General features: G+C 72.6%; 5 protein-coding genes. All 5 read right to left on the bottom strand.

Annotation, left to right across the window (positions count from 1 at the left end):
* Position 1 precedes the first annotated feature (1 nt).
* Positions 2-253, bottom strand: a complete 252-nt coding sequence (locus BKN51_RS07245) for an acyl carrier protein (RefSeq protein WP_101606877.1) — start codon at positions 251-253, stop codon at positions 2-4.
* Between the two features lie 100 nt (positions 254-353).
* Positions 354-1,199: a 3-hydroxyacyl-CoA dehydrogenase family protein gene (locus BKN51_RS07240; RefSeq protein ID WP_101606876.1), complete on the bottom strand. Its 846-nt coding sequence runs from the start codon at positions 1,197-1,199 to the stop codon at positions 354-356.
* A complete protein-coding gene (locus BKN51_RS07235; protein ID WP_101606875.1) occupies positions 1,196-4,132 on the bottom strand; it encodes a type I polyketide synthase in 2,937 nt (978 codons plus the stop codon). Before BKN51_RS07235 ends, BKN51_RS07240 begins: the two co-directional genes overlap by 4 nt.
* 8 nt (positions 4,133-4,140) lie before the next feature.
* A complete protein-coding gene (locus BKN51_RS07230) occupies positions 4,141-12,882 on the bottom strand; it encodes a type I polyketide synthase (RefSeq protein WP_101606874.1) in 8,742 nt (2,913 codons plus the stop codon).
* Between the two features lie 30 nt (positions 12,883-12,912).
* Entirely contained in the window at positions 12,913-23,949 is an 11,037-nt protein-coding gene (locus tag BKN51_RS07225; protein ID WP_101606873.1) for a type I polyketide synthase, read from the bottom strand.
* Positions 23,950-23,980 lie beyond the last annotated feature (31 nt).

Here is a 23,980-nt window from a genome sequence, read left to right as displayed (position 1 = left end):
TTCAGTGCGCGGCCGCGGCGGTGCGCCGCTCGACCAGCTCGGTCATCCGCGTGACGGTGCGGAAGTTGTCCAGCTTCAGGTCCTCGTTGGGGATCCGCGTGGCGAACGCCTTCTCGATGAACATGACCAGCTCCATCGCGAACAGGGAGTTCACGAAACCCAAGGCGAAGATGTCCTGCTCGTCGGTGAACGACAGACTGGGGAACTTCGCCCCGATGAAGGCGCGGATCTCGCCTCGGACGTCCTGCGACATGGTGGATGCCTTTCTCGTTAGAGGGAGCTGAAGGGGCCTTTCGCCGCATGCGACGCGAGGAAAGCGCCCTTCACCGCGTGAGATGCGGCGAAAGCGTCCTTCAGCCGCTGTAGTTGTAGAAACCCTTGCCGCTCTTGCGACCGTGCAGTCCGGCGGCGGTCATCTGCTTGAGCAGCGGGCAGGGGCGGTACTTGCTGTCGTTGAACTCGTCGTAGAGCACTTCGACGCTGTAGAGGATCGTGTCGACGCCGATCAGGTCGGCGGTCTCGAGCGGGCCCATCGGATGCCCGAAGCAGCCGCGGAACACCTCGTCGACGGTCTCCGCGTCCGCGACTCCTTCGTGCACGAGGAAAGCGGCCTCGTTGACGGTGAGCATCAGCACGCGGTTGGAGACGAACCCGGAGGCGTCGTTGACCGGGATCGGCTTCTTCCCCATCGACAGCAGCAGTTCGCGCACGATGTCCTTGGTGGACTCGCTGGTGTGGTAGCCGGGGATGAACTCGCACGACGGCTTCATCGGCACCGGGTTCATGAAGTGCACGCCCATCACCTTGTCCGGCCGCCGGGTGAGCGCGGCGACCTTGGTGATCGGGATGGCGGAGGTGTTGACGACGAACACCGTGTCGGCTTTGCAGGCTTCGTCGAGTTTCGGGTAGAGGCGGGACTTCAGGTCCCAGTTCTCGGTGATGTTCTCGATCACGACTTCGGCTTCGGCCAGCAGGTCGAGTTCGGTGCCGAAGGTGATCCGGCCGAGCACGGCGGCGGCGTCGATCTCCGGCCCGCCGAGCATGCGGCTCATCCGGCATTCGAGTTCGATCCGGTCGCGCGCGTCGGCGAGCTTGCCCGGGTCGACGTCGATGAGCACGGCCTCGTGCCCGCTGGTGGCGAGATTCTGCGCGACCCCGGTGCCCATCACACCGGCGCCGACGACTCCGACGAGGGTCATCGTTCCTCCTTGGCTGCGTTGCTCGTGGTCAGGTCCAGCACGCCGTCCAGCCGGCCGTGGGCGGCACGCACGGCCTCGGCACCGCCGGGGTGTTCCTCGGCGAACACGACGGTCGCGCCCAGTTCGGCGCCCAGCCGGGCGGCCAGATCCCGGGCGGTGACGTCGAGTTCGCCTTCGATCAGGTAGACCGGCCGCGCGGACCGGGCGCCGAGTGCGACGTCGGCGGCGGCCTGGGTCGGCTCGATCCAGTAGCGGTCGCGCTGGAACGGATAACCGGGCAACGTGGTCTTCCGCGGGTCACGGCCGTCGTGATAGGCCCGCCAGTCGATGTCCGCCCCGGAAAGCCAGGCCCGGCCGAGCGCTTCGGTGAGCACGGCCGTGTCCTGGCGGGGGTCGGCCTCGCCGGGCAGGGTGGGTACCAGCAGCGGCCACGAGGTCTGCGGGAAATCGGGGTGACCGCGGAACATCGAGCCGAGCGACTGCCCGGCTCCCAGTTCCAGCAACACGGTATCCGGGGAAGCACTGGCAATTTGCTCGATCATCGCGGCGAAGCGCACCGGGCGGCACATGTGCTCCGCCCAGTAGCCGGGATCCTTCAGCTGTTTCGCGGTGATCGGCGCGCCGGTGACGTTCGACAGGTACGGGACTTCCGGCTCGCGCGGGGTGAGGTTCTTCCGCGCCCACGCGGTCAGCTCGGCCGCGGCGGGGCGCAGGGCACGCGAGTGGAAGGCGTGCGTCGTGCGCAGCGGCCGGGCCGGGACGCCGTGTCCGGCGAGCGTGGCGGCCAGCTTCTCGACGCCGTCGCCCGCGCCGGACACCACGATCATCCGCGGCCCGTTCACCGCGGCGACGTCGACACCGAACGCGGTCACGTCACCCACCAGCTTGGTGAGTTCGTCCGCGCCCAGCGGCACCGCCGCCATCGCGCCGGTCGGCAGCTTTTCGATCAGCCGCGCGCGAGTAGCCACCAGTGCGGTGGCTTCTTCCAGTGTCAGGGCGCCCGCGAGCGCGGCTGCGGCGAACTCGCCGACGCTGTACCCGGCGAGCAGGGAGGGCTGGACGCCCCAGGCGCGCAGCAGACGGCCGAGCGCGTAGCCGAGGGTGAACACGGCGGGCTGGGTGACGGACGGCGCCGCGTCCTCGCTGTCGGCCGCGCGGCCCAGCAGCCGGGCCAGGTCACCGCCGTCCGCACCGCGGGCACCGTGCAGGCTCTCCGTCGGGTCGACGCCGAGATGGGACTTGAACAGCGCGGCGCATTCGTCGACGGCGGCCTTGAACTCGGGCTCGCTGTCGTACAGGCCCCCGGCCATTCCCCGGTACTGCTCGCCGACCCCGGCGAGCAGGAACGCCGCCTTCCGCGGCTTCGTGTCCGCTTCGGCGACCACGCGGGTCTCGGACGCGAACGCGTCGGCGGCGTCGTCCACAGTGGACACGACGGTCATCCGACGGTGACCGAAGGCCTTCCGCCCGTTGTGCAGCGTGTAGGCGACGTCGGCCAGGTCCGTCCACTCCGGACGGTCCGCGGCGAGTCGGCCGGTCATCGCGTCCGCCGCCTCCGGGGTCCGGGCGGACCAGGCGAGCAGCTGGTGCGGCCGGGCGGCGGGGCGCTCCGGGAAGTCCTCCGGCGCCTCCTCGATGACGACGTGGGCGTCGGTGCCGCCGAAGCCGTACGCGCTGACCCCGGCCAGCCGCGGGCGCTCGCCGCGCGGCCAGTCGGTCAGTTCCTTCTGCACCACCAGCTTGTCACCGCTGTGGGCCAGCTGCGGGTTCGGCTTCTCGAAGTTGACCGGTGGCGGCTGCTTTTCGTGGTGCAGGGCGAGCGCGGCCTTGATCAGCCGGGCGATCCCGCCCGCCTGGTTGATGTGCCCGAGGTTCGCGTCGATCGAGCCGAGCGTGATCCGCTCGACGCCGTCGACGTCGAAGATCTTCTGCAGTGCCGAAATCTCGGCGACGTCACCGAACGGGGTGCCCAAAGTGGACACTTCGATGTGGTCGATCTCGGCGGGCTCGACGTCGGCGGCGGCCATCGCCTCGGCGACGACGGCGGCCTGGCCGGGGACGCCCGGCAGGTTGAAGCCCTGACGTGCGCGGTTGCCCTCGTGGTGGATGGCCCAGCCGCGGATCACCGCGTAGATCCGGTCGCCGTCGGCCTGCGCGTCCTCGAGCCGCCGCAGGACGACGACCCCGAGGCCGTTGCCGGGGACCTTGCCGTTGGCACCCGCGTCGAGGATCCGGTTGATCCCGTCGGGCGCGAACCGGCTGCCCTCGCGGTAGAGGTAGCCCGGTTCCTGGGGCACGACGACGGAAACCGAGCCGGACACCACGAGGTCGGATTCGCCGGTGAGCAGGCTGGAGCAGCCCTGGGCGACCGCGGCGAGCGCGGTCGAACTACAGCTCTGCACGCTGACCGACGGGCCGGTCAGGTCGAGCGCGTACGAGAGCCTGGACGCGATCAGGTCCTTTTCGTTCTGCAGGATCAGCTGGTCCGGGCCGACGGTCAGCGCGGTGACGTCGTTGGACAGCAGATTCGACAGCAGGTAGGTGCTCGGGGCGCCGCCCGCGAACACGCCGGCCAGGCCCTCGATCCGGTCCGGGTCGACACCCGCGTCCTCCAGCGCGTGCCACGCGCATTCGAGGAACAGCCGATGCTGCGGGTCGAGCAGTTCGGCGTCGGTCCGGTTGTAGCCGAAGAAGTCGGCGTCGAAGCGGTCGATCCCGGGCAGCAACCCGGCCGCGGGGACGAAGGCGGGGTCGTCGGCCACCTCGGCGGGGACGCCCGCGGCGAGCAGCTCGGCGCGATTCATCCGGGTGATGCCGTCGCGGCCGGCGCACAGATCGGCCCAGAACTTGCCGATGTCGGGCGCGCCGGGAAAGTTCCCGGCCATGCCGACGATCGCGATGTCGTCGCCGGTGTCCCGTTCTCGCGTGGTCATGGGGTGGTTCACCTTCCGGTCCGGCTCGGGCGCTTGCGGAGCTTCGCGGTGCGGGCGCGGCGGCGTTCGCCGCGGGCGGAGACGTCTTCGGCGGGTTCGGCCGCCACCTGCGGTGCGCCGGGTTCGCCGAGGAGCGTGACGAATTCGGCGATGGTCGGTTTCTCGAACAGGCTCGCCGGGGCGAGCTCGACGCCGAATTCCTTGGCGACGCGGCCGATCAGCACCAGGCCGATCAGCGAAGTGCCGCCGAGGTCGAAGAACGGGTCGTGCACGCCGACCTCTTCCAGGCCGAGGCAGTCGCACCAGGCGGCGGCGACGCGTTCCTCCGCCGGGGTGCGCGGGGCGACGTACGCGGTGCGCAGTTCGGGCCGCGGGTACCGCTCCCCGGTGGGGATCGCGGCGTCGGCGCCGACCAGCGCGTCGACCGAGCCCATCCGGGCCAGCGCGGCCAGCACGTCGGTCAGCGGGAGCGGCAGCACGGTCACCAGCGGCTCGCCGGAGGCGACGATCCGCGAGAGCAGTTCGGTGCCTTCTTCGGCGCCGATGCCGAACTCCTCGCGGAACTTGCGCGACCCTTCCTGCGCTTCGGTGGAGCCGGACAGCCCGGACGACGTCCAGGCGTCCAGCTGCCAGGGACCCCACGCGACCGACACGACCTGCTTGGCCGGTCCCCGTCCGCCCGCGGCGGCGGAGGCGACACCGTCGAGGAAGGCGTTCGCCGCGGAGTAGTCGATCTCGCCGACGCCCACGGTGAGCGTCACCGTCGAGGAGTACAGGACCAGCAGGTCGACCGGTTCGACGCGCAGCGCGTCGGTCAGGGCGAGGGTGCCGTCGATCTTCGGCGCCAGCACCGCGGCCGCCTGCTCACGGGTCTTGTTCTGCAGCAGGCCGCCACCGGCGATCCCGGCGGCGTGCACGACGCCGTCGAGGTAACCGAAGTAGCCGCGGACCTCGGCCAGCAGCGCGGCGGCCTCGCCGGGAGCGCTGACGTCGGCTCGCAGGGTCAGGACGTCGGCACCGAGGGCACGCAGGTCGCGCACCGCCAGCAGGACTTCGCTCGTGCGGTCGTCGACACCGTGGTCGGAGATCCAGGCGTCCCAGGTCTCCTCCGGCGGCAGTTCGGAGCGGCCTGCCAGCGCGAGGTTCACGCCCAGCGGCGCCAAACGCTTGGCCAGGGCCAGGCCGAGGACGCCGAGCCCACCGGTGATCAGGTAGGTACCGCCGGGCTTCCAGGCCAGTGCGTCGTCGGTCTCCGGCAGCTCGACGACGTCGAAGCCGCGCAGCCAGCGCCGTCCGCCGCGCCAGGCGGCGACCGCGACCCCGTCGACCGTGTCCACTGTGGACGCCGCGAGCAGGTCGAGCTCGTGGGTGGCCTGGGCGACCTTGTCGCCGGTGCGGTCGAAGTCCGCGTACTGCGCGTGGACCGACGGATACTCGGCGGCGATCGCATCGGCCGTGGCCGCGATGGTCGGGGCGAAGGCGTCGGTGGCGTCCCCGCCGAGGACGTCGAAGCCATTGTGTCCCAAGGCGAGCAGGTCGACGCGACGCCCGGCGCATTCGGCACCGATGGCCTTGCCTAGTTCCAGAAGGCTGTAGAAGCCGGATTCGAGGCCGCTCGCGGTGAGGCCGAGGGCGTGCACGATCCGCAGCGGTCCGTCACCGGCGAGCGCTCGGCGGTCCACATCGGACGCGACCGTGACGCGGTGCCCGGCGGCTTCCGCGGCGGCCGCGAAGCCGTCGGCGAACTTGCCCGGCTCGGCGAACAGGACCAAGTCGCCCGGGGTCGCGGGCACTCGGCGGGTGGTGTCCCGGTGCCAGGTCGGCGTGTGCGCGGCGAGGCCCGAACGGACCGGGGTCTCGGGCGCGGCCTCACCGGCGGACATCTGCGTCAGCGACCAGCCGTTGCCGCGGGAGGCGACCTCCGGCCAGTAGCGGGTCCGCTGGAAGCGGTACCCGGGCAGGGAAACGAACCGGCGGTCCGGCCCCGCGCCCTTCGCCCAGCCGATCTGGACGCCGTGTTCCCACAGCGCGCCGAGCGCGGTCAGCCAGGCACGCCGTCCGGCCCCGGCCACCGGCTCCGGCAGCAGGGAGACGACCGGGGTCTGCGGCAGGTAGCGACCGGCTGCCTCGGCGCCGTCGTCCCCGAGCCCGGCTTCGACCAGGACACCGGCGTACTTGGCCAGCGCCAGCAGGCCGTCTTCGAAGCGGTCGTCCGCGATCCGCCAGTGCGCCGGATCCGCGGCCTCGGCGGCGGTGAGCACCGCGCCGGTGCGGGGCGAGATCACCGGTACCGTCGGCGTTCCCGCCTTCGGAACCGATCCGCCGAGCGCGAGTTCGAGGCCCTCGGCGAGCCCGAACAGGCCGCCCGCGACGGCGGCGACGCATTCGCCGGTCCCCCGGCCGAGCAGCACGGCCGGTTCGAGGCCCCACGCGGTCAGCAGCCGGGTGAAGGCGTACTCGACGGCGAAGACCACGGCCCGTTCGTCGGCCTCGGCGGTGCCGTAAAGCGCGCCGAGCAGGTCTGCGCGGCCGTCCAGCAGGGCCGCGCAGTCGTCGATCGCGGCGCGGAAGGCGAGTTCGGTGCGGTAGAGCTCGTCGGTGGTGCCCTGCCAGCCGTGGCGGGTGCCGGGCAGCAGGAGCCCGAAGCGACGCTTGTCGGTGACGGCCGTGCCGCCGGTGACCGAGTTCAGCGCCGTGACGGCGTCGCCGTGGTCGCGGACCAGCACCGCCTTGCGGAGCGGGAGAGCGCTGCGTCCGGCCTGGGTGGTGAAGGCGACGTCGGCCAGTTCGGCGTCTTCGGTCAGGTGGGCGGCGAGGGCTTCCGCGTTGGCGCGCAGCCCGGCTTCGCTCTGCCCGGACAGCGTGAGCAGCTGCCATTCCCCGCCCGGGGTGGCGGCCGGGGCGGGCGCGGCCTGGTCGAGGACGAAGTGGACGTTCGAGCCGGACCAGCCGAACGAGCTGACGCCCGCGCGCAGGATCCCGTCGGCGTTGGCGGGGAACGGCCGCGCTTCGGGGACCGGGCGCACCGTGCCGTCCACGGTGACCACCGAGTTCGGCGTGCTCATGTGCAGGTTGCCCGGCAGGGTTCCGTTTTCCAGTGACAGCACCGTTTTGATCAGCCCGGCCATGCCCGCCGCGGCCAGGGTGTGGCCGACGTTCGTCTTGACCGCGCCGACGTAGAGCGGCTCGGGCGCGTTGCGCTCACCGAAGATCTCGCCGAGCGCGGTGAACTCGATCGCGTCGCCGAGCTGGGTGCCGGAGCCGTGCGCCTCGACGTAACCGATCTCGTCGGGAGCGACCCCGGCGTCGGCCAGCGCCGCCCGGATGACCGCGTTCTGCGCCGCGCGGTTGGGTGCGGTGAGGCCGTTGCTGCGGCCGTCCTGGTTGGTCGCGGTGCCGCGGATGACCGCCCGCGTCCGCCTGCCCGGGCCGACCTCGCCCGCCCGGCGGAGCACGACGACGCCGCCGCCTTCGCCGATGACGTAGCCGTCGGCGCTCTCGTCGAAGGTCTTGGTGCGGCCGTCGACCGCGAGCATGCTCATCTTGCAGGACTGGATGAAGACGTCCGGGTTGATCATCGCCGAGGCCGCGCCGACGATCGCGATGTCGCACTCGCCCCGGCGAAGGCTCTGCACGGCCAGGTGTGCCGCGCTCAGCGCCGACGAGCAGGCGGTGTCGACGGTCAGGCAGGGCCCGCGCAGGTCGAGCAGATGCGCGATGCGCCCGGCGGCGGCGGAAAGCGAGCTGCCGAGGCCGAAGTAGGGGTCGTCGGCCGCGTCCATGCCGTCGGCTTCGAGCTGCCGCATGCTGTACTGCATGGTGTCGATCAGGCCGGCGAACACGCCGGTGCGGCTGCCGCGCAGTTCGTCCGCGGTGAGCCCGGCGTCCTCGATGCCCTCCCACACCAGCTCCATGAGCAGCCGGAACGTCGGGTCGAGCCGCCGCGCTTCCTGGGGCGACAGGCCGAAGAACGCGGCGTCCCAGCCCGCGATGTCGTCGACGAACGCGCCCTGCTGTGTGTACGCCTTGCCCGGCGCGGTGCGGTCGGGGTCGTAGTAGTCGGCGGCGGTCCAGCGGTCCGGCGGCACCTCGCGCACGAGATCCTTGCCCTGGACCAGGTTCTCCCAGAACTTCTCGGGAGTGTCGCTGCCACCAGCGAAGCGGCAGGACAGGCCGACCACGGCGACGTCCTGGCCCGCGGCGGCCGGGCCGGTGACGACGGTCCGGGTCTCCTGGGCGAACGGGGTGAGCGCGGCCAGCAGATGCGCGGCCAGCGCGGCCGGGGTCGCGTGGTCGAACACCATGGTCGGCGGCAGCGCCAGCCCGGTCTCGGTGTTGATCCGGCCGCGCAGTTCGATGGCGGTGAGCGAATCGATGCCCAGTTTGGTGAACTGCTGCCCGGCCGGGACACCGTCGGTGTGCCCGAGGACGGCGGCGGTGTGGGTCAGGACCAGTTCGGTGACGACGCGTTCGCGTTCGGCCTCGGGCAGTCCGGCGAGCCGGGTGCGCCACGCGTCGGCGGCTTCCGCGCCCTCGGCGGCCTGTGCTGCTTCGGCGGCGGCGATGGCGGCGACCTCGGGCAGGTCGGCCAGCAGCGGGCTGGGCCGCAGCGCGGCGAACGGCGGCGCGAACTTCTCCCAGGTCAGTTCGGCGACGGTCAGCGCGGTCTCGTCGCGGTCGAGCGCCTGGCGGAGCGCGACGAGCCCGGTTTCGGGTGCCATGGCGGGAACGCCGAGTCCGCTGAGCATTTCGTCGAGGTCCGCGCCGACTCCCATGCCGACCCGGCCCCAGCGGCCCCACGCGATCGACGTCGCGGGCAGGCCGTGCGCCCGGCGCCGTTGCGCGACCGCTTCGAGGTGCGCGTTCGCGGCGCCGTAAGCGCTCTGGACCGCGTTGCCGATGGAAGCGGCGATCGAGGAGAACAGCACGAAGGCGTCGAGGTCGAGTCCTTCGGTGAGTTCTTCGAGGTTGCGCGTCCCGGCCACCTTGGGGCGCAGGACGTCGGCGTAGCGCTCGCGGTCCATCGTCTCGATGAGGCCGAGTTCGAGAACCCCGGCGAGGTGGAAGACGGCGCGGAGGTCGTCGCGGACCGGCTCGATGACCGCGGCCAGGGCATCGCGGTCGGCGACGTCGCAGGCGGCGATGGTGACACGATCGCCTGCCAGTTCCGCGGCACCGGGAGCGTCTTCTCCTTGGCGTGAAACGAGAACGACGTGGTCGGCGCCGTGCTCGACCAGCCACCGGGCGACGATCCCGCCCAGGCCGCCGGTGCCACCGGTGACGAGTACGGTGCCACGCGGCTTCCACGACCGCTTGGGCTCGGCGGGTTCTGCGTGCGCGAGCCGCCTGCCGAAAGCGCCGGTCGCGCGGACGGCGACCTGGTCCTCACCGCGGGGACCGGTGAGGACGCCGCGCAGCAGGGCCACGACCCGTTCCCCCGCCTCGGCCGGGACGTCGACGAGCCCGCCCCATGCCTGGGGGTTCTCCAGTGCGGCCGCGCGGCCGAAGCCCCACAGCTGAGACTGCGCGGGCGCGTCCGGTGCGTCGTGGGCGCCGGTCGAGACCGCACCGCGGGTCAGCGTCCACAGTGGACCTTGAGGATCACGCGCGGCCAGTTCCCGCACCAGCGTCATGGTGGCCTCGGCACCGAAGGACAGTCCGTCGCTCTCGGTCTCGTCGAGGGCCAGCAAGGACAGGATGCCGTCGAAAGACTCGTCGGGCAGCTCCACGCGATCGGGCCGGTCGACGACGAGCCGCCGGACCTCGGCTCCGGCCAAGGCCTCGGCCGCGGTCTCGATCCACGGGTGTTCCCTCGCGGAGGTGACGAGCAGCCAGCGGCCGGTGGCCGTGGTCGTCGCGGGAGTGAAGGGCTGCCAGCGAACGTGGTAGGCCAGCGCAGCCGCTTCGGCCGACAGCGACCGGGCACGGCGGTAGCGCGACAACGCGGGCAGGACCGTGCCGAGCGGGGCTTCGACGTCGGACAGTTTCAGCTCGGCGGCGAACTCGCCGACGTCACCCGCTTCGACGACCGACCAGAACCGGCCGTCCTCGGCGGCGACGGGCGCGCCCGCACCCGGGTCCTCCAGCCAGAAACGCTTGCGCTGGAAGGGATAGGTCGGCAGCGTGACCACCCGCGCGCCACTGCCGCCCAGGTAGGCGGCCCAGTCGACCCGGGCACCGTTGGCATGCGCGAGCCCCAGCGCGGTGACGAGCGTGGCCGCCTGGTCGCGGTCCTTGCGCTGGGTCGCGGCGAAGACAGCGCCGTCCGGGCGGACCGAGCGGCCCATCGGGGTGAGCGCCGCGTCCGGGCCGAGCTCGAGGAATGTGGTGACGCCTTGGCCGTGCAGGGTTTCCACCGCGCCGGCGAACCGGACGGTGCGGCGGACGTGCTCGGCCCAGTACTCCGGGTCGGTGAGCCTGTCGGCGTTCTGGCCGGTCAGCGTCGAGACGACCGGGATTGTCGGCTCGCGGTAGGTCAGGGCGCGCGCGACCGCGGCGAACTCGGCCAGCATCGGCTCCATCAGCGCCGAGTGGAAGGCGTGGGAGACGGACAGGCGGGTCGTGCGGCGGCCCGGGAAGCGTTCGGCGACCGCGGTCGTCGCCGCCTCGGCGCCGGAAAGGACGACCGCGCGGGGGCCGTTGACCGCTGCGAGCGCGACGTCCTCGGACAGGTACGGGCGCACCTCGTCCTCGGTCGCCTCCAGCGCGATCATCGCGCCGCCTTCGGGCAACGCCTGCATCAGCCGACCGCGGGCCAGGACCAGCTTCGCCGCGTCCTCCAGGGAAAGCACGCCGGCGACGTGCGCGGCCGCGAGCTCGCCGACCGAGTGCCCGGCGAGGAAGTCCGGGGTGACACCCCAGGACGTCACGAGCCGGAAGAGCGCGACCTCGAAGGCGAACAGGGCGGGCTGGGCGAATTCGGTGCGGTCGAGCCGCGCGGCGTCGGAGCCGAACACGACGTCGCGGACGCCGGGCAGCTGCGCGCAGGCTTCGTCGAAGGCGTCGGCGAACACCGGGAAGCATTCGTGGAGACGGCGGCCCATGCCGAGTCGCTGCGATCCCTGGCCGGTGAACAGCACGGCGAGGCGTCCGGCGGTGTCGCTGCCGGTGACCGTGCCCGCTTCGCCGCCCGCGAGGGCGCGGAGACCGGCGGCCAGTTCGGTACGGTCGGCGCCGGTGACGACGGCGCGGTGCTCCATCCCGGCCCGGGTGGTGGCCAGCGACAGCGCGACATCGACGGGCTCGGCGCCGGACTCGTCCACAGTGGACAACAGTGCGGCGGCCTGTGCGCGGACGGCCTCGGGGGAAGCGCCGGCCAGGACGTAGGGAACGACCGGCGGGGCTGCGATCTCACGGTCCGCGGCGGGTTCGTCCGACGGCTGCTCCAGGACGACGTGCGCGTTGGTGCCGCTGATCCCGAACGAGGACACACCCGCGCGGCGGGGCCGGTCGGTGGCGGTCCACGGTCGGGCCTTGTCGAGCAGTTCCACGGAACCGGCCGACCAGTCGACGTGCGGGGACGGCGCGTCGACGTGCAGGGTCGCGGGCAGCGTGCCGTGGCGCATCGCTTCGACCAGCTTGACGATGCCGGCGAGTCCGGCGGCGGCTTGGGTGTGGCCGATGTTCGACTTCACCGAACCCAGCCACAGCGGGGTTTCCCGATCCCGGCCGTAGGTTGCCAGCAACGCCTGCGCCTCGATCGGGTCACCCAGCGCGGTGCCGGTGCCGTGCGCCTCGACGACGTCCACAGTGGACGCTTCGATCCCGGCGTTCGCCAGCGCCGCGCGGATCACGCGCTGCTGAGAGGGACCGTTCGGGGCGGTCAGGCCGCTGGAAGCGCCGTCGGAGTTGACCGCGCTGCCGCGAACGAGCGCGAGGACCGGATGGCCGTTGCGGCGGGCGTCGGAAAGGCGTTCCAGCACCAGCATCCCGGCGCCCTCGGCCCAGTTCGTGCCGTCCGCGGCGGCCGCGAAGGGCTTGCAGCGGCCGTCCGGCGCGAGCCCGCGCTGCCGCGAGAACTCGACGAACGCGCCCGGCGTCGCCATCACCGTGACCCCGCCGGCCAGTGCCAGCGTGCACTCTCCCGACCGCAGCGCGCGGGCCGCGAGGTGGACCGCGACCAGCGAAGACGAGCACGCCGTGTCGATCGACACGGACGGTCCTTCGAGGCCGAGCGCGTAGGAAACCCGGCCGGAGACGACGCTGCCGGAGGTGCCGATGCCCAGGTAACCCTCGTGTTCCTCGGGCAGGGCGGTCAGCCGCGAGGCGTAGTCGGTGAACCCGACCCCGGCGAACACGCCGGTGGCGCTGCCTTTGAGCGAGAGCGGGTCGATCCCGGCCCGCTCGACGGCTTCCCACGCGGTCTCGAGCAGGAGCCGCTGCTGCGGATCGGTCGCCTCGGCCTCCCGCGGCGAGATGCCGAACAGTTCGTTGTCGAACTCGGCGGCGTCGTGCAGGAAGCCGCCTTCACGGACGTAGCTGGTTCCCGGGACGGACGCGTCGAGGTCGTGGATCGCGTCGGTGTCCCAGCCGCGGTCGACGGGGAACGGCGAGATCGCGTCGGCGCCCGAATCGACCAGGTCCCACAACTGTTCCGGGGTGCGGACACCGCCGGGGAACCGGCAGCTCATCGCGACGATCGCGATGGGCTCGGTCTCCTTCTCCCGCGCGTCCGCCAGCTCGCGGCGGCTCTCACGCAGGTCGGCCGCCATCCGCTTGAGGTAGTCGACGTACTGCTCTTCCGAAGGCATGGGTCACGGCTCCTGAGGGTCTGTCGCGGGTCAGCGCGGGCCGAACTCGTTGTCGATCAGCGCGAGGAGGTCGTCCGGGGACGCGGCTTCGAGGTCGGCGGTGGCGTGCGCGGGTTTCTTCGCCGCCCAGGCCGACACCAGCCGCTTCAGCCGTCCGTCGATCTCCGCGTCGCCGGGGTCGGCGCCGTCGAGCAGGGCTTCGAGCCGGGTGATCTGTTCGGTCACCGCGGCACCGGCGCCGGTCTCGGGGGCGAGTTCGGTCTGGAGGTACTTGGCCAGCGCATCCGGCGCCGGGTAGTCGAAGACGACCGTCGTGGGCAGGGTGAGCCCGGTCGCGGCGGCCAGCGCGGTCCGGAACTCGACCGCGGTGAGCGAGTCGAAACCGAGATCGAGAAAGCCGCGCCCGGGGGCGATCGCGGCCGCCCCGGCGTGCCCGAGCACGGCCGCGGCCTGCCCGCGCACCAGGTCGAGCAACGCGCGTTCCTGCTCCGCTTCGGCCAGCCCGGCGAGCTTGGAACGCAGTTCGCCGGCGTCGGCCGCCGCGGCCCGGCGCCGCACCGCGGGGACCAGATCGCGCAGCACCGGCGGGAGCTGCCCGGCCGCGGCGAGCCCGGCTCGATCGAGCTTCACCGGGACCGACGCCGCCAGGTCCGTGGCCAGAGCCGCGTCGAACAGCGCCAGGCCTTCGTCGGTGCTCAGCGCGGGGAAACCGTTGCGGCTCAGCCGTTGTCCGGCTTGCTCGCCGAGCGCGCCGCCCATGCCGTCGGCCCAGCGGCCCCAGGCCAGCGAGCGGGCGGGCAGGCCGAGCGCCCGGCGGTGCACGGCGAGACCGTCGAGGAACGCGTTGGCGGCGGCGTAGTTGCCCTGCCCGGCGTTGCCGAGCACCCCGGCGGCCGAGGAGAACAGGACGAACGCCGCGAGCTCGTGACCCTTCGTCAGTTCGTGCAGATGCCAAGCGGCGGCGGCCTTCGGGCCGAACACGGTCGCGAGCCGATCCGGGGTGAGCGTGTCGACGAGACCGTCGTCGAGGACACCCGCCGCGTGCACGATCCCGGTCAGTCCGGGGATACCGGCCAGCAGGGTTTCGACAGCGGCGTGATCGGCGACGTCGCAGGCCTCGATCCGGACGTCGGCGCCGAGCGCCTTCAACTCGTCGGACAACTCGGTCGCGCCCGGGGCGTCCGGGCCGCGACGGCTGGTCAGCACGAGGTCGCGAACCCCGTACACCTGAACCAGATGCCGCGCGAGGTGGGCGCCGAGCCCACCGGTGCCGCCGGTGACGAGCACCGCTCCGCCTGCCAGCTCCGGTGCCTCGGCGGCGGAGTCACGCACCTGCGCGAGCCTCGGCGCGTACAGCTTTCCTTCGCGCAGCAGCAGTTGGTCCTCACCGGTGGCCAGGGCCCTGCCGAGAATCGTCGTGTCGCCATCGCCGTCGACGAGGACGAACCGGCCGGGGTTCTCCGACTGCGCGGCACGCACCAGACCCCAGACCGCGGAAGCCGCGGGGTCGGCACCGTCCTCTTCGGACAGTGCGACCGCACCGGCGGTCAGCACGACCAGGCGCGTCTCCGCGTACTTCGGGTCCTGGAGCGCGGCGAGCACGGTCGCGGTCGCCGTCCGGGCCGCGTCGGCGACGTCGCCGTCGGGCTCGGCGAGTTCCAGCACGACGGCGTCGGGCAGGTCCGCGCCGACGTCTTCGTGGCGGGCCCACGACGTTTCGCCGTCGACCGCCGGAACCGGTGTCCAAACGATCCGGTGGAGCGACTCGCTCGGCGCCGTCACGGCCGCCGGGCGTTCCCCGAAGGTCACCTCGGCGGACAGCACCGGGGCACCGGCGAGGTCGAAGACCGCCAGCTCCCCCGCCGGGCTCAGGCTCGCCCGGACGGTGGTGGCGCCGGTGGCGTGCAGGGTGACGTTCCGCCAGGCGACCGGCCAGCCGTACTCGGTCAGCAGCGGGTCGATCAGGCCCGGGTGGAGACCGAACAGCTGCGGGATGTCGTCCGGCACGGTCAGTTCGGTCAGGACGTCGGGGGCGGCCGGTGCCGGGGCGGGTGCGGTGACCAGGTATCCGGTGCCGTGGCGCTGCCAGTCCTTCCCGGCGCGGGTGTGGATCGAGACCGGGCGGCGGCCGCCGTCCTCGGGACCGACGGCGACCTGGACCTCGCGGTCCCCGGTCAGCGGCGCCTCGACGGCGAACTCCGCGAGGGTGCCCGCGCCGGCCTCGTCACCGGCGCGGATCGCGAGTTCGACGAGCAGCGTGTCCGAGGGGTCGGACGGGAGGACCCCGGTGCACAGGACCGAGCCGTCACCCGCCGAGGTGACCGCGGAGGCCAGGACCGGATGGCGCAGGCCGCCGGCGACCCGCGCCACGGCCGGTTCGCGCAGCCAGTACCGCTCGTGCTGGAAGGCGTAGGTCGGCAGGTCGATCACGCGTGGTTTCGCGGGGGCGAAGAACGCGGACCAGTCGACGTCGAGCCCGCGGACGTGCAGCCGGGCCAGCGCGGTCACCGCCGCGGTGGGCTCGTCCCGATCGTCGCGCAGGGCGGGGATCGCCTCGCCGGACCCCGCGGCCAGCGCCGAAAGCACCGCCGCCGGACCGATCTCGAGGAAGGTCGTCGCGCCTTCGCCTGCCAGGGCGCCGAGCGCGTCGGCGAACCGGACCGGTTCCCGCACGTGCCGCACCCAGTACACGGGATCGGTCAGCTCGGTGGCGACGGCGCCGGTGACAGCCGAGACGACCGAGATCTTCGGCTCGGCGTAGGTCAGGCTCCGCGCCACATCGGCGAAGTCTTCGAGCATCGGGTCCATCAGCGGCGAGTGGAACGCGTGGGAGACGTCGAGGCGCTTCACCTTGCGGCCACGGGCTTCCAGCGCCGACGCGGCGGCCAGCACCGGTTCCTCCGCGCCCGAGAGCACGATGGCGTCGGGCCCGTTGATCGCGGCGACGGCGACCCCGCCGAACTCGGCGGCCTCGGCCTCGGTCGCCTGTACGGCGACCATCGCGCCACCTTCCGGCAGCGCCTCCATGAGCCTGCCGCGGGCCTCGATCAGTTTCGCCGCGTCCTCCAGCGAGAACACGCCTGCGACGTGCGCGGCCGCGATCTCACCGATCGAGTGCCCGGTGACGTAGGCGGGACGCACACCCCAGGACTCGAAGAGCCGGTAGAGCGCGACTTCCAGAGCGAAAATGGCGGGCTGGGCGGTCCCGGTCCGGCTGAGATCGCCGTCGATCGGGAGAAGCGCGGCGATCTCGTCGTAAACCTTCGCGAAGGCGGGGAAGGCTTCGTACAGGCCGCGGCCCATCCCGGCGCGCTGCGAACCCTGTCCGGTGAACAGGAACGCGAGCCGGCCGGTCGCGGGTTCGCCGGTGACGACGCCTCCCGCGGATCCTCCGGAGGCCAGTGCCCGCAGCCCGGCGCCGGGCTCGCCGACGACGACCGCGCGGTACGCGTGGTGAGTCCTGGTGGTCGCCAGCGAGAATCCCGCGTCGACCGAAGAATCCACAGTAGACAGACGAGAAGCTTGAGCGGCCAGGGCCTCCGGGGTACGACCGGAGAGCACCAGGGGTACGACAGGCAGCGATCCCGACGGCTCGGGCTCGGCTTCGGCCGGGGCCTGTTCGAGGACGATGTGGGCGTTCGTGCCGCTGATGCCGAAGGACGACACCCCTGCGCGGCGCGGCTGCCCGGTCTCCGGCCACGGCTTCTGCTCGGTGAGCAGGGAGATGTCGCCGGTGGTCCAGTCGACGTGCGGGGTCGGCTCGTCCACGTGCAGGCTCGCCGGGACGACACCGTGGTTCATCGCCTCGACCATCTTGATGATCCCGGCGACCCCGGCGGCGGCCTGGGTGTGGCCGACGTTCGACTTGACCGAACCGAGCAGCAACGGCCGCTCGCGGTCACGGCCGTAGGTCGCCAGCAGGGCTTGTGCCTCGATCGGGTCGCCCAGCGGCGTGCCGGTGCCGTGCGCCTCGACGACGTCCACAGTGGACGCTTCCACGCCCGCGTTCGCCAGCGCCGAGCGGATCACCCGCTGCTGCGAGGGACCGTTGGGGGCGGTGAGGCCGTTCGACGCGCCGTCCTGGTTGACCGCCGAGCCCTTGACCACCGCCAGCACCCGGTGTCCGTTACGGCGAGCGCCGGAAAGGCGTTCCAGCACCAGGATTCCGACGCCTTCGGCCCAGTTCGTGCCGTCTGCGGCCCCGGCGAACGGCTTGCAGCGCCCGTCCGGCGCCAGTCCGCGCTGACGGGAGAACTCGACGAACATGTCGGGCGAGGCCATCACGTTGACGCCGCCCGCCAGTGCCAGCGAGCACTCCCCCGACCGCAGCGACTGCGCGGCCAGGTGCACGGCCACCAGGGACGAAGAGCAAGCGGTGTCGACGGAAACGGCCGGGCCTTCCAATCCCAGCGCGTAGGCGACCCGGCCGGAGACGACACTGCTGAAGGACGCGGTGCCGAGGAAGCCTTCGACCTGCTCGGGAATCGCGCTCAGCCGCGAGATGTAGTCGTTGGACAGCGCCCCGGCGAACACGCCGGTGCTGGTGCCCCGCAGGGAACCGGGCTCGATACCCGCGCGCTCCAGCGCCTCCCACGCGGTCTCGAGGACCTGCCGCTGCTGCGGGTCGATGGCCAGCGCCTCTCGCGGCGAGATCCCGAAGAACTCGGCGTCGAAGTCGCCCGCGTTGTACAAGAAAGCGCCCTCGGACGCGTAAGTGGTGCCCCGGTGGTCGGGATCCGGGTGGAACAGCGAGTCCAGGGGCCAGTCGCGGTCGGCCGGGAAGTCTCCGACGCCGTCGCGGCCCTCGGCGACCAGCTGCCAGAGCTCGCCGGGCGAGGTGACCTCACCCGGATAGCGGCAGCCCATGCCGACGATGACGACCGGGTCGTCGTGGATACCGGACCCGGCCGTGGCGGGGGGTACCACGACCGGGGCCGGCGTTTCGTCCCCGACGAGCTCGCCGCGCAGGAAGACCTTCAGCGCGTCCGGTGTCGGGTGGTCGAAGACGAGCGTCGCGGGCAGCCGGAGACCGGTCGCGGCGCCGAGACGGTTGCGCAGTTCGACCGCGGTGAGCGAGTCGAAGCCGATTTCGTTGAACGCGCGGGTCGCGGCGATCCCGGCCGCGTCGGTGTGGCCGAGCACCAGCGCGACCTCGCGGCGCACCAGGTCCAGCAGCAGCTCGTCCCGGTCCGGCGCGGGCAGCCCGGCGAGTTTGCGCCGCAGTTCGCCCGCCTGTTCGGCGCTGGCCGTCTTGGCCTTGGCGCGGCCGGAGCCGCCGACGAGCGCGCGGATCAACGGCGAGATCGGGGCGTCGCTGCCGCGCACGGTCGCGCGGTCGAACTTGAGGCCCAGCAGGACGGCGTGGTCGAGGCCGACCGCGCGGTCGAACATCGCCAGGCCCTCTCCCGCGTCGATCGGCGGGAAACCGCTGCGGCGCATGCGTTCTTCGCCCGCGTCGCCGAGTTCGCCCTTCATTCCGCCGGACCAGAGGCCCCAGGCGACGGACTGCGCCGCGAGACCTTCGGCGCGACGGCGGGTGGCGAGGCCGTCGAGGAAGGCGTTGGCGGCGGCGTAGTTGCCCTGGCCCGGGTTGCCGAGCACACCGGCGGCCGAGGAGAACTGGACGAACCAGCGCAGCGGGAGCCCGGCGGTCAGCTCGTGCAGGTGCCAGGCCGCGTCCGCCTTGGGAGCCAGGACACGGTCGAGACGTTCGGGGGTGAGCGCGTCGATCGGGGCGTCGTCGAGGACACCGGCCGCGTGGACGACGCCGGTGAGCGGGTGCTCTTCGGGGATCGAGGCCAGCAGCGCGGCGACGGCGTCGCGGTCCCCGCTGTCACAGGCGGCGATGGTGACGGTCGCGCCCAGGGTTTCGAGTTCGGCGGAAAGCTCGGAAGCGCCGGGCGCGGCCGGACCCCGGCGGCTGGTCAGCAGCAGACGCCGGACGCCGTACTCCGCGATGAGGTGCTTGGCGAGCATCGCGCCGAGACCACCGGTGCCGCCGGTGATCAGGACGGTGCCTTCGGGCTCCGGGCCGCGCGGGATGGTGAGCACGACCTTGCCGATGTGCTTGGCCTGGCTGAGCAACCGGAACGCCTCCGGCGCCCGGCGGACGTCCCAGACGCGGCGCGGCAACGGCTTCAGGACACCGGTGGCGAACAGGTCCAGCACTTCGGCCCACATGCGGGAGAACTGCTCGGGTCCCGCCTCGATCAGGTCGTAGGGCCGGTACTCGACGCCGGGGTGCTGGGTGGCGACTTCTTCGGGATCGCGCAGGCCCGCCTTGCCCATCTCCAGGAACCGGCCGCCGCGCGGCAGCAGCCGCAGGGACGCGTCCACGAAATCGCCGGTGAGCGCGTCGAGGACGACGTCCACGCCGCGTCCTTCGCTGGTGGTGAGGAAGTGCTGTTCGAAGTCGAGGGTGCGGGAGTTGGCGATGTGGGCGTCGTCGAGCCCGGCCTCGCGCAGCACGTGCTGCTTCGCGGGGCTGGCGGTGCTGTAGACCTCGGCGCCGAGATGCCGCGCGATCTGGATCGCGGCCATGCCGACGCCACCGGCGCCCGCGTGGACGAGCACGGACTCCCCCGCCTTCAGACCGGTGAGTTCCTTGAGCCCGAAGTAAGCGGTGAGGAACACCAGTGGCACGGACGCGGCTTCTTCGTCCGTCCAGCCGTCGGGGATCCGTGCGCACATCGAGCGCTGTGCGGTGGTGATGGAGCCGATGCCGCCGATGGCGACGCCCATGACGCGGTCTCCAGGTTTGAGATCGCCTGTGCCTTCTACGTCGGACCCGGTTTCGAGGACGACACCGGCGATCTCGTTGCCGAGCGGGCCGGGTTCGCCCTCGAACATGCCGAGGACGTTGAGCGCGTCGCGGAAGTTGAGCCCCGCGGCGGCGACGGCGACCCGGATGTGCCCGGGCGCCAACGGTTCCAAGGCCTGGGGGCAGGGCTCCAGGCGGAGTTCTTCCAGGGTGCCGCGAGCCGCCATGCCGAGGCGCCACGCGGGTTCGGCGGGCGGGCTCAGTTCGTCGGTTCCCGGGACGGGGCCGAGGCGCAGCACAGCGAAGGCGCCGTCGCGCAGGGTGAGCTGGGGTTCGCCGGTCGCGAGCGCGGCGGCGAGTTCGGTGTCGGCGAGGTCGCCGGTCTCGGTGTCGATGAGGACGACGCGGCCCGGCAGTTCGCTTTGCGCGGAGCGGCCGAGGCCCCAGACCGCGGCGGCCGCCGGGTCGACCTTGCCGGGTCCGATCGCGGCGCAGGTGACGATGACGAGTTTCGCGTCGGCGAACCGGTCTTCGGTGGAGAACTGCTGCAGGACGGCGAGGACCTCGCGGGTGGCGATCCGGGCGCCCGCCGGGTCGGTGAAGACCGGGAGCACGACCACCGGTGGCACGGCGCCGCCGCCGATCCGCCCGTGGTAGGCCCATTCGGCCGGCGCCGGCTCGGCCGGGGTGGGGATCGGGGTCCAGTCGAGACGGAACAGCGAGTCGAGACCGGGGGTCGCCGAGGTGACCGGGGCGAGTTCGCGCAGGGTCAGGGAACCGATGGTGACGACGGGCGCGCCGGTCCCGTCGGCGGCGCGCAGGGTCACGGCGCCGGACGCGGCGGGCGTGAGCTTCAGCCGCAGCGCGGACGCGCCGGTGGCGTGCAGCGTGACGTCCTGCCAGAGGAACGGCAGTTTCGCGCCGCCCGGCTCGTCGGCCAGCAGGCCGATCGCGTGCAGACCGGCGTCCAGCAGGGCAGGGTGCAGGCCGAACCGGTCGATGTCGGCTTTCGCGGTGTCTTCGGGCAGCGCGGTCTCGGCGAAGATCTCTTCGCCGAGGCGCCAAGCCGCCTTGAGTCCTTGGAAAACCGGGCCGTATTCGAGACCCGCGGCGGCGAACACCGGGTAGACCTCGGTGACGTCGACCTGCGTCGCGTCCTTCGGTGGCCATTCGGCGAGGTCGAAGCCCGCGGCCGGGGCCTGCGGGGCCAGCGTTCCCGAACCGTGCAACGTCCAGGCGCCTTCACCGGCCCGGGAGTAGACGGCGACGGCGCGGCGGGCGCTCTCGTCCGGGGCCCCCAGGACGACCTGGACGTCCAAGGGACCGGCGAGGACCATCGGCTCGCGCAGGGTGAGTTCTTCCAGATGCGCGCAGCCGGCTTCGTCACCGGCCCTCAGCGCCAGCTCGACCAGGGCGGTGCCGGGGACGATGACGGTGCCCGCGACCGCGTGGTCGGAAAGCCAGGGGTGGGTGGACGGCGAGATCCGGCCGGTGAGGACGATCCCGGCGCCGTCGGCGAGCGGGACGGACGCGCCCAGCAGCGGGTGGGCGGCGTCGGCGAGGCCGAGCCCGCCGGGGTCGCCCGCGCCGAGTCCGCCGCGCAGCCAGTAGTTCTCGCGCTGGAACGGGTACGTGGGCAGATCGATCGTGCGGGCGCCGGTGCCGTCGTGGAACACGGTCCAGTCGACGCGAGCGCCGCGGACGTGCAGTTCGGCGAGCACGGTCATCGCCGTCCGGGCTTCGGGGCGGTCCTTGCGCAGCACCGGGACGGTGAGGATGCCTTCGGGCGGCAGCGTCCGCGCGACCATCCCCGCCAGCACCGAATCCGGGCCGATCTCGACGAACCGGGAAACCCCTTCGCCGCGCAGGAAACCGATCCCGTCGGCGAACCGGACGGGCTGCCGGACGTGCCGCGGCCAGTAGCCGGGCACGGTGACCTCGTCGGGTCCGGCGAGACGCCCGGTCACGTTGGACACCACCGGGATCGACGGTGTCCCGTGCGGGATCTCTTCGGCGATCGCGCCGAATTCGGCGAGCATGCCGTCCATCCGCGCGGAATGCGACGCGTGGGAGATGTTGAGCCGCTTGATCTTCCGGCCGCGTTCGGCGAATTTCGCGGCCAGCGCCTCGGCGGCGGCCTCCTCACCGGAGACGACGACCGAGTCGGGCGCGTTGAGCGCGCCGATGGCGAGGCCGTCGGTCAGTTCGGCCGCGACCTCCTCTTCGGTGGCCTGGATGCCGATCATCGCGCCGCCCGGCGGCTGGGCCTCCATCAGGCGGCCGCGCGCGGTGATCATCCGCGCGGCACCGGCGAGGTCCCAGACCCCGGCGACGTGGGCCGCGGCGAGTTCCCCCGCGGAGTGGCCGACGACGTAGTCCGGCCGGGCGCCCCACGACTCCAGCAGGCGGAAGAGCGCGACCTGCAGGGCGAACATCGCGGGCTGCGCGTAGGTCATCCGGTCGAGCAGCTTTTGGTCGTCGCCGAAGACGACCTCGGCGAGCGGGCGGTCGAGGTGGGTGTCGAGGGCGGCGCACGCCTCGTCGAAGGCCGCACGGTAGGCCGGGAAGGTGTCGTACAGCTCGCGGCCCATGCCGCAGCGCTGCGCGCCCATCCCGGAGAACAGGAACGCGGTCCGGCCGAGCAGCGGTTCGCCGGTGACGACGCCGGGAGCGGGTTCGCCCGCGGCGAGCGCGGTCAGTCCGGCCTTGAGGTCTTCCAGCCCACTGCCCACGATCGCGGCACGCGACTCCAGCGCGGTCCGGGTGGTGGCCAGTGACCAGCCGAGGTCGAGCGGGTCGACGTCGTCCGAATTGGACACAGTGGACAGGAGGTCGGCCGCGGCGGCCTTGAGCGCGGCGGGCCCGCGGGCCGACAGCGGCCAGGTCTGGACGGCGGGCCGGGTCCGCTCCGGCTCGGCGTCCTCGCTTTCGGGGGCCTGCTCCAGGATGACGTGCGCGTTGGTGCCGCTCATGCCGAAGGACGACACCCCGGCTCGCCGCGGACGGTCGCCGGTGTCCCAAGGCTTCGGTTCGGTGAGCAGTTCGACGGCGCCCGCCGTCCAGTCGACGTGCGGGGAGGGCTCGTCCACGTGCAGGGTGCGCGGCAGGACGCCGCGGCGCATGGCCTCGACCATCTTGATGATCCCGGCGGCGCCCGCGGCGGCCTGGGTGTGCCCGATGTTGGACTTGATCGACCCGAGCCACAGCGGGTTTTCCCGTTCACGGCCGTAGGTGGCCAAGAGCGCCTGCGCCTCGATCGGGTCACCGAGGGTGGTGCCGGTGCCGTGCGCCTCGACGGCGTCGACGTCGGCGGCGGTCAGCTTCGCGTTCTTCAGCGCGGCACGGATGACGCGCTGCTGGGCCGGGCCGTTGGGCGCGGTCAGGCCGTTGGACGCGCCGTCCTGGTTGACCGCGGATCCCTTGAGGACGGCGAGGATCCGGTGCCCGTTGCGGCGGGCGTCGGACAGCCGCTCCAGCAGGAGCATGCCCGCGCCCTCGGACCAGCCGGTGCCGTCGGCCCCGGCGGCGAACGCCTTGCAGCGCCCGTTCGGCGCCATCCCGCGCTGCCGCGAGAACTCGACGAACGTCTCCGGTGTGGCCATCACCGTGACCCCGCCCGCCAGTGCGAGCGAGCACTCCCCCGACCGCAGCGCGTGCGCCGCGAGGTGGACCGCGACCAGCGAAGACGAGCACGCCGTGTCGATCGTGACCGCCGGCCCCTCCAAGCCGAGGGTGTAGGCGAGCCTGCCCGACAGCACGCTGTTGGACGAGCCGGTGCCGAGAAACCCTTCGACCTCTTCGGATCCGCCGTCGAACCCGGAGACGTACTCACTGCGCATCGCACCGGCGAACACCCCGGTGGCGCTGCCCTTCAACGCGGCCGTGTCCAGCCCCGCCCGTTCGAACGTCTCCCACGTGACCTCCAGCAGCAACCGCTGCTGGGGGTCCATCGCCAGCGCTTCCCGCGGCGAGATGCCGAAGAAGCCCGCGTCGAACTCACCGGCGTCGTGGAGGAATCCGCCCTGATCGCTGTAGCTCGTGCCCCGGTGTTCCGGGTCCGGGTGGTACAGCCCGTCGGTGTCCCAGCCCCGGTTCGCCGGGAATCCCGTCATCCCGTCCCCGCCGCCGTCGACGAGATCCCACAGTCCTTCCGGCGAGGTGACCCCGCCCGGGAACCGGCAGGCCATGCCGATCACGGCCAGCGGCTCGGAGCCGCTCTCCTCGGCTTCTCGCAGACGGCGCCGCGTCTCACGCAGTTCGGCGGTCAGTCGCTTGAGGTAGTCGAGCGTCCGCTCGTCGGTGGTCATGACGGTGGTCCTCCTCGCGGCGCCGGGCCGG

It is taken from the genome of Amycolatopsis sp. BJA-103 (genome assembly GCF_002849735.1).
Taxonomy (GTDB): Bacteria; Actinomycetota; Actinomycetes; order Mycobacteriales; family Pseudonocardiaceae; genus Amycolatopsis.
This window is presented reverse-complemented; position numbering and strand designations above follow the sequence as displayed.

Excerpts from the sequence above, each read along its gene's own strand:
- BKN51_RS07245 (WP_101606877.1), bottom strand. The coding sequence starts at position 253 with ATGTCGCAGGACGTCCGAGGCGAGATCCGCGCCTTCATCGGGGCGAAG.
- BKN51_RS07240 (WP_101606876.1), bottom strand. The coding sequence starts at position 1,199 with ATGACCCTCGTCGGAGTCGTCGGCGCCGGTGTGATGGGCACCGGGGTC.
- BKN51_RS07235 (WP_101606875.1), bottom strand. The coding sequence starts at position 4,132 with ATGACCACGCGAGAACGGGACACCGGCGACGACATCGCGATCGTCGGC.
- BKN51_RS07230 (WP_101606874.1), bottom strand. The coding sequence starts at position 12,882 with ATGCCTTCGGAAGAGCAGTACGTCGACTACCTCAAGCGGATGGCGGCC.
- BKN51_RS07225 (WP_101606873.1), bottom strand. The coding sequence starts at position 23,949 with ATGACCACCGACGAGCGGACGCTCGACTACCTCAAGCGACTGACCGCC.